14 protein-coding genes are annotated in these 13,825 nt (G+C 69.9%); 7 read left to right on the top strand and 7 right to left on the bottom strand.

Features of this window, described 5'->3' with window-relative positions:
• Window positions 1-99 precede the first annotated feature (99 nt).
• Both nudB and clsB read left to right on the top strand, forming a co-directional pair.
• Window positions 100-552: a dihydroneopterin triphosphate diphosphatase gene (gene nudB / locus ASF45_RS26695; protein ID WP_056670685.1), complete on the top strand. Its 453-nt coding sequence runs from the start codon at window positions 100-102 to the stop codon at window positions 550-552.
• Window positions 549-1,754, top strand: a complete 1,206-nt coding sequence (gene clsB, locus ASF45_RS26690; protein WP_056670682.1) for a cardiolipin synthase ClsB — start codon at window positions 549-551, stop codon at window positions 1,752-1,754. The genes nudB and clsB overlap by 4 nt, the downstream gene beginning before the upstream one ends.
• On the opposite strand, the gene ASF45_RS26685 is transcribed toward clsB, so the two are convergent.
• Genes ASF45_RS26685 through ASF45_RS26670 form a run of 4 tightly spaced genes read right to left on the bottom strand, consistent with a single transcriptional unit; the run spans window position 1,748 to window position 4,748 of the window.
• Window positions 1,748-2,467: a class II aldolase/adducin family protein gene (locus ASF45_RS26685; RefSeq protein WP_056670678.1), complete on the bottom strand. Its 720-nt coding sequence runs from the start codon at window positions 2,465-2,467 to the stop codon at window positions 1,748-1,750. The two genes, clsB and ASF45_RS26685, sit on opposite strands and share 7 nt — an antisense overlap.
• The gene (locus ASF45_RS26680; protein ID WP_056670674.1) at window positions 2,464-3,114 is read right to left on the bottom strand and encodes an FMN-binding negative transcriptional regulator; all 651 of its coding nucleotides are present in this window, start codon (window positions 3,112-3,114) and stop codon (window positions 2,464-2,466) included. The genes ASF45_RS26685 and ASF45_RS26680 overlap by 4 nt, the downstream gene beginning before the upstream one ends.
• A gap of 2 nt (window positions 3,115-3,116) precedes the next feature.
• Window positions 3,117-4,100: an alpha/beta hydrolase gene (locus tag ASF45_RS26675; protein ID WP_200932217.1), complete on the bottom strand. Its 984-nt coding sequence runs from the start codon at window positions 4,098-4,100 to the stop codon at window positions 3,117-3,119.
• A gap of 27 nt (window positions 4,101-4,127) precedes the next feature.
• On the bottom strand, window positions 4,128-4,748 hold the full coding sequence (locus tag ASF45_RS26670; RefSeq protein ID WP_235581047.1) for an NAD(P)-dependent oxidoreductase: 621 nt from the start codon (window positions 4,746-4,748) through the stop codon (window positions 4,128-4,130).
• Between the two features lie 20 nt (window positions 4,749-4,768).
• Between ASF45_RS26670 and ASF45_RS36865 the strand changes: the two genes are divergently transcribed.
• Window positions 4,769-4,897 (top strand): hypothetical protein, encoded by a 129-nt coding sequence (locus ASF45_RS36865; protein ID WP_255357810.1) that lies wholly within the window; start codon window positions 4,769-4,771, stop codon window positions 4,895-4,897.
• Window positions 4,898-5,048: 151 nt separating this feature from the next.
• On the opposite strand, the gene ASF45_RS26665 is transcribed toward ASF45_RS36865, so the two are convergent.
• Window positions 5,049-6,251 (bottom strand): serine hydrolase, encoded by a 1,203-nt coding sequence (locus ASF45_RS26665; protein WP_235581046.1) that lies wholly within the window; start codon window positions 6,249-6,251, stop codon window positions 5,049-5,051.
• A 2-nt stretch (window positions 6,252-6,253) separates the two neighbouring features.
• Complete coding sequence (locus ASF45_RS26660) at window positions 6,254-7,843, bottom strand: ABC transporter substrate-binding protein (RefSeq protein WP_056670668.1); 1,590 nt, start codon at window positions 7,841-7,843, stop codon at window positions 6,254-6,256.
• 241 nt (window positions 7,844-8,084) lie between these two features.
• Here ASF45_RS26660 and ASF45_RS26655 point away from each other — a divergent pair, with 241 nt between their 5' ends.
• Window positions 8,085-8,891, top strand: a complete 807-nt coding sequence (locus ASF45_RS26655; RefSeq protein ID WP_200932216.1) for a helix-turn-helix domain-containing protein — start codon at window positions 8,085-8,087, stop codon at window positions 8,889-8,891.
• On the opposite strand, the gene ASF45_RS26650 is transcribed toward ASF45_RS26655, so the two are convergent.
• Window positions 8,892-10,193 (bottom strand): ArgE/DapE family deacylase, encoded by a 1,302-nt coding sequence (locus tag ASF45_RS26650; RefSeq protein WP_056670666.1) that lies wholly within the window; start codon window positions 10,191-10,193, stop codon window positions 8,892-8,894.
• 122 nt (window positions 10,194-10,315) lie between these two features.
• On the opposite strand from ASF45_RS26650, the gene ASF45_RS26645 reads away from it, so the two are divergent.
• The 3 genes from ASF45_RS26645 to folE are packed head-to-tail and all read left to right on the top strand — an operon-like array spanning window position 10,316 to window position 13,824.
• Window positions 10,316-11,320: a ligase-associated DNA damage response exonuclease gene (locus tag ASF45_RS26645; protein WP_056670663.1), complete on the top strand. Its 1,005-nt coding sequence runs from the start codon at window positions 10,316-10,318 to the stop codon at window positions 11,318-11,320.
• A complete protein-coding gene (locus tag ASF45_RS26640; protein ID WP_056670660.1) occupies window positions 11,317-13,068 on the top strand; it encodes an ATP-dependent DNA ligase in 1,752 nt (583 codons plus the stop codon). Before ASF45_RS26645 ends, ASF45_RS26640 begins: the two co-directional genes overlap by 4 nt.
• Before the next feature lie 15 nt (window positions 13,069-13,083).
• Window positions 13,084-13,824, top strand: coding sequence for a GTP cyclohydrolase I (folE, locus tag ASF45_RS26635; protein ID WP_056670957.1), 741 nt, complete (start codon window positions 13,084-13,086; stop codon window positions 13,822-13,824).
• Window position 13,825: the final 1 nt, after the last annotated feature.

Genomic DNA, 13,825 nt, shown 5'->3' with positions numbered 1-13,825 from the left:
ACCGCAGCGGGCAACAAAAAACCGGGTGCCAAATACTTGGGCCCGGTGACTGATTCTAGCCGCGTGGGTACCCCTACGCAGCCTCCTAGAATCCGACCGATGGCCCGCCCCTACAAGATCCCGCAGTCGGTCCTGGTCGTGATCCACACGCCTGCGCTCGAGGTGCTGCTGATCCGCCGCGCCGATGCGCAGGAGCACTGGCAATCCGTCACGGGCAGCAAGGACACCGAGACCGAGGAGCTGCGCGAGACCGCCCGGCGCGAGGTCTTCGAGGAGACCGGCATCGCCTGCGGCGGCAGCCTGGTGGACTGGAACCTGGAAAACGTCTACGCGATCTGGCCACAGTGGCTGCACCGCTACGCGCCCGGCGTGCGGCACAACACCGAGCACCTGTTCAGCCTCGCCGTGCCGGCCGGCACGCCGGTGCAGCTGCATGCGCGCGAACACACGGCCTTCCGGTGGCTGCCCTGGCAGGCCGCGGCCGAAGCCTGCTTCTCGCCGTCCAACGCCGAGGCCATCCTGATGCTGCCGCGCTTCGCGGCCCGCGCATGACGCGTGGCGCGGCCCGGCTGCATGGCGGCCACCAGCTCACGCTGCTGGAAGGCACGCGCGAGTTCTTCCCGGCGCTGATCGCGGCCATGGACGCGGCGCAGACGCTGGTCCACTTCGAGACCTACATCTTCGACTTCACGGGCAGCGGCGCCGAACTCGCCGAGGCCCTGCTGCGCGCGGCACGGCGCGGCGTGCAGACCTGGGTGGCCGTGGACGGGCTGGGCACGGGCGCGGCGCCCAGGGAATGGCAGCAGCGCTTTGCCGAGGCCGGCGTGCAGTGGCGCGTGTACTCCCCCGTCAACGCGCTGGGGCTGCTGCTGCCCACGCGCTGGCGCCGGCTGCACCGCAAGCTCTGCGTGGTCGACGGCCAGGTGGCCTTCTGCGGCGGCATCAATGTGCTGGACGACTTCCACGACCCCAGCTGGGGCCGGCTGGAGGCCCCCCGCCTGGACTTCGCCGTGCGCGTGACAGGCCCGCTCGTGGCCGATACGCAGCAGGCCGTGGCCCTGCTCTGGCGCCGGCTGCAGGCCGTGCACGACCTGCGCCGCCGCGAACCTCTGCAGGCCGTGCACGACCTCCTGCAGTACGGCGGCAGCCGTGGGGAGGCCATGGCGCACGGCAGCGCCGGTGCGCGCGCCGCCCTGCTCCTGCGCGACAACCTGCGCCACCGCAAGCACATCGAGCGCGCCTACCTCAAGGCCATCGGTGCGGCGCACCACGAGATCGTGATCGCCAACGCCTACTTCATCCCGGGCCGCAAGCTGCGCAATGCGCTGGTGCGCGCAGCCGGGCGTGGCGTGCGCGTGCAATTGCTGCTGCAGGGCCGCTACGAGTACTTCATGCAGTACCACGCCTCGCGGCCGGTCTACGGCCTGCTGATGGAAGCCGGCGTGGAGATCCACGAGTACGCACCCAGCTTCCTGCATGCCAAGGTGGCTGTCATCGACGGGCACTGGGCCACGGTGGGTTCGTCCAACCTCGACCCGCTGAGCCTGCTGCTCGCGCGCGAGGCCAATGTGGTCATCGAGGACAAGGCCTTTGCGCAGCAGTTGCGCGAACGCCTGCTGCGTGCCATGCGCGAAGAGGGCAAGCGCATGGAGCCCACGCACCATGGCCGCCGGCCCTGGCCGCAGCGCTGCAAGGAGAGCCTGGCCATGTTCGTGATGCGCCTGGCCCTGCTGGTCACCGGAAAGCGCTATTGAACCAGCAGGCGCTTGGCCGCGCGCCAGGCCAGTTCGCAGTGCGCCAGGCTTTCGGCGCGGTCGAACTGGCGCGCCGTGCGCTCGCAGACCTCGGGCGGCGGCAGGCTCAGCGGCCGGTTGCCGGCCAGCGCCTTCACCTGGGCTTGGCAGGCGCGCTCCAGGAAGTAGATGTTGACGAAGGCCTCGGCGATGCTGCGGCCCGCGGCCAGCAGGCCGTGGTTGCGCAGCACCATCGCGCGGTGCTGGCCCATGCTGGCCACCAGGCGTGCGCGCTCGTCCAGGTCCAGCGCGATGCCCTCGTAGGCGTGGTAGCCGAGCCGGTTGTGGAACTTCAGCGCATGCTGCGTGATCGGCAGCAGCCCCTCCTGCTGGCAGGCCACGGCCATGCCGTCGGCCGTGTGCGTGTGGATGACGCAGGCCAGGTCGTGGCGCGCCACGTGGATGGCCGAGTGGATCGTGAAGCCGGCCTGATTCACCTGCTGCGCAGGGTCGTCCGGGTCGCGGACCGCCCGGCCTTCAGGGTCGACCGTGACCAGGTCTTCCGGCCGCATCTCGTGGAACAGCACGCCGTAGCGGTTGATCAGGAAATGGTCCGGCGTGCCCGGGATGCGCGCGCTGATGTGGGTGTCGATCAGGTCCGTCATGCGGAAATGCGCAACCAGGCGGTACAGCGCCGCCAGTTCGGTGCGCGTGTCGGCTTCCGCCGGGGTCATGCGCCCTCCTCGAAGGCCGCTGCCATGTCGGGCTGGGCACGGATCAGCCGGGCCACGGCCAGGCTCTCGGGCACGGCACTGGCTTGCAGCGCGGCCACCACGCCGCGCCGGTCGGCCACGCTCTTGTCCTGGCTCAGCTTCATCTTGCCTTCCAGCTGCGCGATGGGGATGTGCAGGGCCACGATGGCGCGCAGCCGCAGCGCCACCAGCGCGGCCGGGCTGGCCGCGAAATCCCAGCTGCCGCCCAGCGGCTGGTCGTAGCAGGCCACGGTGGCGCGCAGCACTGCGTGCACGTCCTGCGGATCCTCCAGCAGTGTGGCGCGGCCGCGCGCATGCACGGCCGTGTAGTTCCAGGTCGGAAAGGTGGCCTGGTTGGCGTACCAGCTCGGCGAGACGAAGGCATGGGCCCCCTGGAACAGCACGAGCACCGGCGCGCCCTCGCGCAGGTCCTGCAGCTGCGGGTTGGCGCGGGCCAGGTGCGTGGTCAGCCTGCCGTGCGGGCTGGCTCCGTCGTCGAGCAGGAACGGCAGGTGCGTGGCGTTGAGCCCGCCCCGCCCCCGCGTCACGAGCGTGGCGAAACTGTGCGCGCGCATGAAGGCATGCAGCCGCGCGGTGTCGTTCTCGGCATAGGCCGGCGGCGTGTACATGCTCAGGCCTTCATGGCCATCCAGCGCACGGTGTCGTCGAAGGCCTCGTCGGCCACCGGCGCGATGGACACCGCCTCCAGGAAGCTGTGCACCGTGCCCTGGTAGACCTTGGACGCCACATCCACGCCCTCGGCCTGCATCTTGGCCACCATGTCGATGTTGTCGTCGTACAGCGGGTCGCATTCGGTGATGGCCAGGTAGGCCGGCGGAATGCCGCGCAGGTCGGCCGCGAGCAGGTTCATGCGCGGGTCGTGGAAGTCCTCGGCGCGCCGCAGGTAGTTGCGGAAGAACCAGACCATCATGTGCAGCGACAGGCCGTAGTCGCCGGCGCCATAGCGCACCACCGAGTCGCGGTACAGGTTGGTCGAGAAGCCCGTGTAGTTCAGCACCATGCCACGGAACACCGCCTCGCCCGCATCGCGGAAGTGCAGACAGGTGTTCAGCGAGAGGTTGCCGCCGGCCGAGTCGCCGCCGATGAACAGCTGGCCCGCGTCGAAGCCCAGCGCCGCGCCGTTGGCACGCAGCCAGCGCACGGTGTCGATGCACTCCTCGATAGGCTGCGGAAAGCGCGCCTCGGGCGCCCGCGTGTAGTTGATGCCGACCACGACCATGCCGGCACGCTGGGCGTACTCGCGCATGAGGCGGTCGTGCGTGTCGTTGCTGAACAGCACATAGCCGCCGCCGTGGATGTAGATGAAGGCGCCAGGCTGGCGGCGTTCGGCCGGGGTGTAGACGCGGATCTGCACCTCGCCATGGCGCGTGGGCACGGGCAGGTTCTGCGTCTGCGCCATCGCCGGGCCGCCCTGGGTCCAGGGCGCACGCACCTTTTCTGCGATGTCGCGTCCTTCGGCGATGGACACGGTGTCGCGACGCGGGAACTTGCCGGCGTCGGCCGCCATGCCCAGCACGAACGCGCGCACCTTGGGGTCCAGCGGAGCGGGATGGGTGCCGTGCATGGCGGCCTTGAATTCGGGAGCGATGTGCATGGTGCAAGGCATGGAAAGAAGATGGGTTCAGTAGCCGTGGACGGTGTCGACCTGGTGTTGCAGGGGCTCACCGGCGCGCAGCCGCGCCACGTTGTCGGCGATCTGGCGCACGACCACGTCGAAGCCGGCCATCGAGGCCATGTGCGGCGTCACGACCACGCCGGGCGCGCGCCACAGCGCGTGTTCGGCCGGCAACGGCTCGGTCTCGAACACGTCGAGCACGGCGCCGCGCAGTTGGCCGCTGTCGAGCGCGGCCAGCAGGTCGTCGACCACCAGGTGCTCACCGCGGCCGCAGTGGATCAGCGCGGCGCCGGCCGGCAGCGCCGCGAAACAGTCCGCGCCGAGGATGCCGCGCGTGGCATCGGTCAAGGGCAGCAGGCAGACCAGCACGTCGGTGCGCGCGAGGAAGGGCTGCAGGCCTTGGTCGCCGCTGAAGGTCTGCACGCCGTCCAGGCTGCGCGGCGTGCGCGACCAGCCTCCCACGGCATAGCCCATGGCCGCCAGCTGCTGCGCGACCAGGCCGCCCAGTTCGCCCAGGCCCATGAGGCCCACGCGGCAACCGGACGCCGGGACCTGCGCATGGCGCTGCCAGTGCGCGGCGCTGGTTGGCCAGCGCGCGGTCGAAGTGGCGGTGGAAGTGCAGCACACCCCAGAGCACGTACTGCAGCATGCCCTGGGCCAGCAGCGGATCGACCACACGGCAGACCGGCAGGCCGCGCAGCGCCTGGCCGTCGACCACGTTGTCCACGCCGGCGGCGATGCTGTGCACCAGCCGCAGCCTGGGCATCCGCGCGTAGAGGCCGGGCGGCGTCTGCCAGCACACGGCCACCTCGGCCTCCAGGCAGCGTGGGTCGGGCCAGGTGGCGATGTCCAGGCTGGCGTCCTGCGCCAGCAGCAGCGGGCGCAGGAAGTCCAGGTCGGCCGAACGGCTCAGCAACGCGACGCGCGTCATGGGTTGACCAGCAGGTGCTGCGCCAGCGCGTGGTAGGCCGGCAGCGTGGTCGGATCGAGATTGGCATTGCCCGCGCCCGGGTGCGAGGCGAAGCGCGCGATCACCATCTCGGCCTGCGGGTCGATGTAGATGCCCTGGCCGTGGATGCCGCGCGCGCAGTAGGCGCCATGCGCGTTGTGCGTGACCCACCACATGGCGCGGTAGCTCCAGCCCGGCAGCAACGCGTAGCCCGCACGGCGGAAGTCCGCGGGGCTGGCGCCGCGCGCGATGTCGTCGACCGCGGCCCGCGGCAGGATGCGCCGGCCGTTGAAGACGCCACCGCAGCGCATCAGTTCGCCGAAGCGGGCCAGGTCGCGCAGCGTGGCGCTCAGCGCACCGCCCGCGCCGGCCAGGCGCAGCGCGTCCACGCCGAAGTAGGCGTCCTGCTCGGCGCCCATGGGCGCCCACAAGCGCTCGGACACCAGTTGCTCGAGCGGCAGGCCAGTGGTCTCGCCCAGCACCCAGGCCAGCATCTCGGTGTTGACGGTCTTGTAGGCGAAGCCCTCGCCGTGCGCCCCGTTCGCGCGCACCGTGCGCAGGAAGGCGTGGATGCCGCGCGGCACCGGCACGCCGGGCTCGGGCCGCAACTGGCCGGCCGCGCGCAAATAGGCCCAGACCTCGGCATCGGGCCGCGTGTAGTCCTCGTCGTAGTGCAGGGCCGTCGTCATGTCCATGACCTGGCGCAGCGTGGCCGTGGCCCAGGCGCTGCCCTGAAGGCCCGGCACGTAGCGGCTGACCGGCGCGGCCGGGTCGAGCCGGCCCTCGGCCACTTCGGCGGCGGCCAGCGTGCCGACCAGCGATTTCATGACCGACATGCACACATGCGGCAGCTCGGCGCGCAGCGGACCGTCGTAGCGCTCGTAGACGATGCGCCCGCGGTGCAGCACGAGGATGCCGTCCGTGCGGTTGGCCGCGAGCGAGGCATCCCAGCGCATCGTCTCGCTGCCGCCCAGCGGCGTGAAGCGCACAGCGTCGATGTCGTCGCGCAGCGCGCGCGGCAGCGCCGCCACGGGGCCGGTGCCGCGCCAGACATTGGCTGTGGGGACGGCGCTGCGCATGCTGCAGAAGCGCTCGCGCACGCGCGGCCAGGACCAGGCCTCGGGATCGTCGGCCAGGTCCGGCGCGCCCATGCGCCAGCCCAGTTCCACGGTAGGGGCCATGCTCATGCCTTGAACGAGACCGTGTCGAAGCTCTCGTGGATGCCGATGGCCGTGGTCACGAGGTTCTGGATGCGCTTGTCATGGATGGTCGGAAACTCCATCTCCACGAGCCAGGCGATCGGCACGTCTTCCACCAGCTGCTTCTGCATCTGGCTGTACAGCACCTGGCGCTTGGCGTCCTCGGTCTCGGTGGCCGCGGCATCGGCCAGGCGGTCGACCTCGGCGTTGGAGTAGCCCACGGTGTTGGTGAACAGGATCTTGCGGATGTTCGACGTCACATAGTTGCGCGTGACGCCCAGCGCCGGGTCGCCGAACTGGTACAGCCAGGACAGGTTCAGGTCGTAGTCCCACTGGCTGATGCGCTGCGTGTAGCTGCCGGGGTCGGTGGACTCCAGCGTGACGGCCACGCCGATCTTGGACAGGCACTGGCGGATGTACTCGCACGAGCGCTGCACCATCTCACCATAGGGCGAGACCGGAAAGCGCAGCCGCGCGCGGATGCCCTTGGCGTCGGGCTTCAGGCCCATCTCGTCGAGCAGCGCTGTGGCCTTGGCCACGTTGAAGTCGTACTTCTTGACGTCGGCCTCGTAGAACTTGGTCTTGGAGTTGATCGGCCCCGTCGCCACCTTGCCGAAGCCGTAGAGGATGCGGTCTTTGATGAAGTTGCGGTCGATCGCGTGCATGACCGCCTGACGGAAGCGCTTGTCGTTCATGGGCGCCGTGCGGTTGTTCATCTCCAGCCACATGATGGGTGCGAAGTACTCGTAGCCCTTGGTCGTCATGGCCAGGTTGGACTGCTTGGCGATGCGCTGGGCGTCGAACAGTTCCAGGTCGGTCCACTGGGTGAGCTGCACCGTGCTCTTCTCGATGGCCAGCGCGCGCGAGGCGCCGTCGGGCATCACGCGGTAGATGATGGCGTCCAGGTGCGGCAGGCCGGGCTTGAAGTAGTCGTCGTTGCGCACCAGGTGGATGTGCGAGCCGCGCACCCATTCCTTGAGCTTGTGGGGCCCCGAGCCGATGGGGTTCAGGTTGGCCGGGTTCTTGGCCAGGTCGGTCCCCGCGTAGATGTGCTTGGGCATGACCGGCAGGTTGGAGATGTCGAAGGCGCTCAGAAAGGGGCCGAACGGCGCCTTGAGTTTGAACACCACGGTGTGCGCACCGGCCGCGGTGATGGACTCGCAACGGCCGAAGATGTCGCGTGCGCGCGGGTGGGTCACGGGCAGGAATTCGCGTGCCGTGTAGACCACGTCCTCGGCCGTCAGCGGCTTGCCGTCGTGCCACCTGGCGTTGGGTTCGAGCTGGAAGGTGTAGGTCAGCCCGTCGGGCGAGACGGTCCAGCTCTTGGCCAGGCTGGGCAGCGGCTTGAGGTTGACGTCGTAGGTCAGCAGGCTCAGGAAGATCTTGCCCGAGACCATCTGCGTGGGCGTGAGCTGGCTCACGGCCAGGTTCAGCATGGGCGGCTCGGGCTGCACGATGGAGTTCAGCGTGCCGCCGCGGGTCTGCCCGTGGGCCCGCGTGATGCCCAGCGGCATGTCGGCCAGGCCCATTGCGGCAGCGGCGAGCGCGAACTTGTGGAAATCCCGTTTCTTCATGGTGCGTCCTCGGTGGAAGGGAGGGCCGGCCAGTGCCTGCAGCCGGCGACGAACCCAGTGTAGGAACGGGATCGCGGCAGGATTGGCGGGTTCGAGCCAAGTTCTGTTCCGCACGGGCCATCCGCGCGAACGGCTTGACCGATGGGCTTGCGCGCAGGCAGCATGCGCGGCCGTGGCACGGAAAATGCGCCTGCGTTGGCTTTGCCCGGACAACGCCCAAGATGTTTTGCGGAGCACCACCATGCAGGACCTGAGCCGTAGCGACACCTTCCACGCCTACCAGTTCGTGCCCCGGCCGGTCTCGATGATCATCGTGGAGCACGAGCCCGAGCCTTCGGTCATCGTGCCCGCGCATTCGCACCCCAAGGCCCAGTTGGCCGTGGCGGTCAAGGGCATCTTCTCGCTGCACACGGCCGAGGGCACCTGGCTGGTGCCGCCCAACCGCGCCGTCTGGGTGCCGGGCGGTGTGGTGCACGAGATGCATGCGCGCGGGCAGGCGGTATCCAACCGCTCGCTCTACATCCAGCCCGACGCCTCGCCCGGCCTGCCGGACGACTGCCGCGTGATCGAGCTGTCGCCGCTGATGCGCCAGCTGATCCTGGAGGCCACGCAGATCCCGCTGCTCTACGACGAGAACGGCCGCGACGGCCGCGTGATGCGCTTGATCCTCGACGAAATCTGCGCGGCGCCCAAGATGCCGCTGCACATCCCGATGCCGCGCGACCCGCGCCTGCTCAAGATCTGCCGCGCGCTGCTGGCCGATCCGGGCCAGGGCGGTGATCTGGACGACTGGGCCCGCATCGGCGCACTGGGCCGGCGCACGCTCACGCGGCTGTTCCGGCAGGAGACCGGCATCACGCTCACGCTGTGGCTGCAGCAGGTGCGGCTCATGGAAGCGCTGACGCGGCTGTCGCTGGGCCAGCCCGTGACCACCGTGGCGCTGGATCTGGGCTACGACAGCCCCAGCGCGTTCACCGCCATGTTCCGCCGCGTGATGGGCAGGACGCCCAAGCACTACCTCGGGCGCCAGGACGCGGCGCTGGACTGATCAGGCGCGGGGGTTCACCCCGCACCAGCGGGCCATGAACACAGCCAGCACGGCCGTGACCTCCATCAGGCTGGCCAGCGAGACCCATTCGTCGATGCCGTGGTAGCTCGCGCCCGTGGGGCCGTAGCACACCGAGGGCGTGTCGCCGTAAAGGTTGAAGAACTTGGCGTCGGTGGTGCCCGTGAACGCGAACGGCAGCAGCGGCGCGCCGGCGATGTCCTCGTGGCACTGCTGCAGCGCGCGGATCACGGGCAGGTCCAGCGGCAGATCGAAGCCGTCGGCCTGGAAGCCCTCGTAGACGATCTTGTACTGCAGCGCCGCGCTGGCCGGATGGGCGGCGTAGGCGGCGGCCAGCAGGGCCTCCACCTCGGCCTTGACCTGGCCGACCTTGATGTCGGGGTAAAAGCCGATGCGGATGTCGCTGCGACAGGCCGTGGGCACGGACGAGGCCCATTCGCCGCCCTCGATGCGGCCCAGGTTGAAGTTGACCGGGTGCTGGTTGTGGGCGAAGCAGCGGTAGCGCGCCGAGGGTGCGTTCCAGCGTGCCTCCAGCTCCTTGAGCTTGCCAAACAGGTACATCGAGAAATCGATCGCACCCACGCCGGTCTGCGCGACCGAGGCGTGCACCGGCTTGCCCAACACCTCGATGCGCAGCCACAGCACACCCATCTGGCAAGTCGTGATGCCGCCCACGGGCTCGGTGATGATGGCGGCGTCGGCGCGGTAGCCCTCGACCAGGCAGGCCAGCGCGCCGTTGCCCGTGCACTCCTCCTCGATCACGGACTGCAGGTAGACCGGCGCGGCCGGCTCCAGCCCCAGCGACTGCAGCGCCTTGAAGGCCATGGTGTAGGCCACGAGGCCAGCCTTCATGTCGCAGGCGCCGCGGCCGTACAGCCGGTCGCCGTCGATGAAAGGCTCGAACGGCGGACGCGACCAGAGCGCTTCGGCGCCCACCGGCACCACGTCGATGTGGCCATTGAAGATCAGCGACTGGCCGCGCGTGAGTCCGCGCGGCTGGTGGATGCCGACCACGTTGGTGCGACCCTCGTAGGAGACGATGGACGGCGAGTAGGCCGGATGCTGGCGCAGCCGCTCCTCGTCGATGGCGAAGCGGTCCACGCGCAGGTCCAGCCCCTGGAAGGCGCGCTCCATGACGTCCTGGGCGCCCTGCTCGTGGCCCAGCAGCGAGGGCTGGGCCACCAGGTCCTGCAGCATCTGGACGGCATCGCCGCGCAAGGCCCGGGCGGCGGACACGATCGCGGCCTCGTCGGCGCGGGGTTCGGTGGGAAGGTCTCGGTGCATGGCGTGGCGCGGCAGGGATGGAGGGTGGATCTTGCCTGCAATGGTGCGGGCCCATGGCCGACGCAACCATTGCGTTCGGGCCGTTCTTTGTCGCAGACCGGCCAGCCGCACAATCATGCCCCATGACCGAACTCGTGGTGCAACGCCCCGAAGGGCTGTACTGCCCGCCCGGCGACTTCTACATCGATCCCTGGCGGCCCGTGGACCGGGCCGTCATCACCCACGCCCACGCCGACCACGCGCGCACCGGCCACGGCCACTACCTGGCGGCCGCCCCCGGCGAGGGCGTGCTGCGCCAGCGCCTGGGCGAGATCACGCTGCAGACCCTGGCCTATGGCGAGCAGATCGTCCACAACGGCGTGGAGATCTCACTGCACCCCGCGGGCCATGTGCTGGGCTCGGCCCAGGTACGGCTGGCCCATGGCGGCCAGGTCTGGGTCGCCAGCGGCGACTACAAGGTGGCGCCCGACCCGACCTGCGTGCCGTTCGCGCCGCAGCGCTGCGACGTGTTCATCACCGAGTCGACCTTCGGCCTGCCGATCTACCGCTGGCGCAGCGATGCCGAGCTGTTCGCCGAGATCGACGCCTGGTGGCAGGCCAATGCCGAGCTCGGCCGTGCCAGTCTGCTGGCCTGCTACAGCTTCGGCAAGGCCCAGCGCATCCTGGCCGGCGTCAACGCGGCCATCGGCCCCATCGTCGTGCATGGCGCCGTGGAGCCGCTGAACCGGGCCTACCGCGCGGCCGGCGTCGCCCTGCCCGCCACGCTGCTGGCCACCGAGGTGACGGACCGCGCCGTCTTCAGGCGCGCGCTCGTGCTGTGTCCGCCCAGCGCGGCGGCCAGCACCTGGGCGCGCCGCTTCGGCGAGGTCGGCACAGCCTTCGCGAGCGGCTGGATGCAGCTGCGCGGCGCACGCCGGCGCGGCGGCTACGACCGCGGCTTCGTGCTCAGCGACCACGCCGACTGGCCCGGCCTGCACCGCGCCATCGGCGCAACCGGCGCGCGGCGCGTGATCGTGACGCACGGCAGCATCCCGGTCATGGTGCGCTACCTGGCCGAACAAGGCCTGGAGGCCGGCGCCTTCCAGACCGAGTACGGCGACGAAGTGCTGGAGACCGAGGCCGCATGAAGCTGTTCGCGCGCCTGTTCAGCGAGCTGGACGCCACCACCTCGACCAGCGCCAAGGTGCAGGCCATGCAGCGCTACTTCGCGCAGGCCCAGCCGGCCGATGCGGCCTGGGCCGTGTACTTCCTGGCCGGCGGCAAGCCGCGCCAGGTGGTGCGCACGGCCAGCCTGCGGGCGATCGCCTGCGAGATGGCCGGCATTCCCGACTGGCTGTTCGAGGAAAGCTACCAGGCCGTGGGCGACCTGGCCGAGACCATCGCCTACGTCCTGCCGCTGGACGGTGGTGGCAGCACCCTGGGCCTGGCCGCCTGGATCGAGGAGCGGCTGCTGCCCTTGCGTGGCCTGCCCGAGCCCGAAGTGGCCACGCGCGTGCGCGGCTACTGGCAGGAGCTGGACCCGCAGGGCCGCTTCCTGCTCATCAAGCTCGTGGGCGGCAGCTTCCGCGTGGGCGTCAGCAAGCTGCTGGTGCAGCGCGCGCTGGCTGCGCACGCGGGTGTGGATGCCAAGCGCGTGGCCCAGCGCATGATGGGCTACACCGACACGCGCAGCATGCCCACGCCGGAGCGCTTCGCGGCGCTGACCCATGCGGCGCTGGACGAAGACGGCCCGCACGCCCCGGCCGATCCCGGCCAGCCCTACCCCTTCTTTCTCGCGCACCAGCTGGACACGCCACTCGCCGGGCTGCCCGAGCGCCTGGGCCCCGTGGACGACTGGCAGGTCGAATGGAAGTACGACGGCATCCGCGGCCAGATCGTCAAGCGCGCGGGCCAGGTCTGGCTCTGGTCGCGCGGCGAGGAACTCGTGACCGAACGCTTCCCCGAGATCGTGGCCGCCGCCAGCGCCTTGGCCGACGGCACAGTGCTCGATGGCGAGATCCTGGTCTGGCCGGCCACGGCGGAGCAGCCTGCGCCCTTCGCCCTGCTGCAGCAGCGCATCGCGCGCAAGACGCTGCCGCGCAAGCTGCTGGCCGATGCGCCCGTCGCCTTCGTCGCCTACGACCTGCTCGAACTGGCAGGCCAGGACCAGCGCGCCCAACCGCAGGCCACGCGCCGCGCCGAACTGGAGCGCCTGCTGGCAGGCCATCCCGGGCTGCGCCTGTCGCCGCTGGTCCCAGGCGCCGACTGGACTGCGCTGGCGGCCGCGCGCGCCGAAGCGCGCGCCCGCGCCGTGGAGGGCCTCATGCTCAAGCGCCGCGACGCCGCCTACGGCACGGGCCGTACCAAGCAGGACGGCCTGTGGTGGAAATGGAAGATCGATCCCATGGCGGTCGATGCGATCCTCATCTATGCCCAGGCCGGCCATGGCCGCCGCGCCTCGGTCTACACCGACTACACCTTCGCGGTCTGGAACCGCGCGCCGCAGGACGCGGCCGAGGCCCAGTCCGTGCTCGACGCCATCGCGCGCAAGGAGCCGGCCCAGCCCGGTGCGTTGCAGCTGGTGGCCTTTGCCAAGGCCTATTCGGGCCTCACGGACGCCGAGTTCCGCCGCGTGGATGCCATCGTCCGCCGGAACACGCTGGAGAAGTTCGGCCCCGTGCGCAGCGTCGTGCCCTCGCTGGTGTTCGAGCTCGGCTTCGAGGGCATCGCGCGCAGCCCGCGCCACAAGAGCGGCATCGCGGTGCGCTTTCCGCGCATGCTGCGCATCCGCGAGGACAAACCGATCCACGAGGCCGGCACACTGGCCGAACTCGAGGTCCTGCTGCACGCCATGGAACCCACGCCGCAGACCACGCCCGAAAAGGCCCTGGGTTAATATCCCGCGATGCTCATGCACCCGCCAGGCGCAGCAGCGCTGTCCCCCACCACCACGACCACCGCCGACGACGAGGGCACGCCCGTCTCGGTGAAGATCCGCGAACGCCTGAACGCGGCCAAGAAGCGCTTCAATGCCAACGACAACATCGCCGAGTTCATCGAGCCCGGCGAACTCGAGCAGTTGCTCGACGAGGTGACGCAGAAGATGGAGGGCGTGCTCTCCAGCATGGTCATCGACACCGAGCGCGACCACAACACCGACAACACCGCGCGCCGCGTGGCCAAGATGTATGTCAACGAGGTGTTCCGCGGCCGCTACGTCAAGGCCCCCAGCATCACCGAGTTCCCGAACGCCGAGCATTTGAACGAGCTCATGATCGTGGGCCCGATCACGGTGCGCAGCGCCTGCTCGCACCACTTTTGTCCCGTCATCGGCCGCGTCTGGATCGGCGTGATGCCCAACGAGCACACCAACGTGATCGGCCTGTCCAAGTATGCGCGGCTGGCCGAGTGGATCATGGGCCGCCCGCAGATCCAGGAAGAGGCCGTGGTGCAGCTGGCCGACCTCATCATGGACAAGACCCAGCCCGACGGCCTGGCCATCGTGATGGAGGCCAGCCACTACTGCATGGCCTGGCGCGGCGTGAAGGACATGGACAGCAAGATGATCAACTCGGTCATGCGCGGCGTGTTCCTCAAGGACCCGAACCTGCGGCGCGAGTTCCTGGCCCTCATCCCCCAACGCAAGTCCTGAA

It is taken from the genome of Pseudorhodoferax sp. Leaf265 (assembly GCF_001422365.1).
Classification (GTDB): domain Bacteria; phylum Pseudomonadota; class Gammaproteobacteria; order Burkholderiales; family Burkholderiaceae_C; genus Pseudorhodoferax.
Note: the sequence above shows the minus strand (reverse complement) of the source record. Positions and strands in the feature narration are given on the sequence as shown.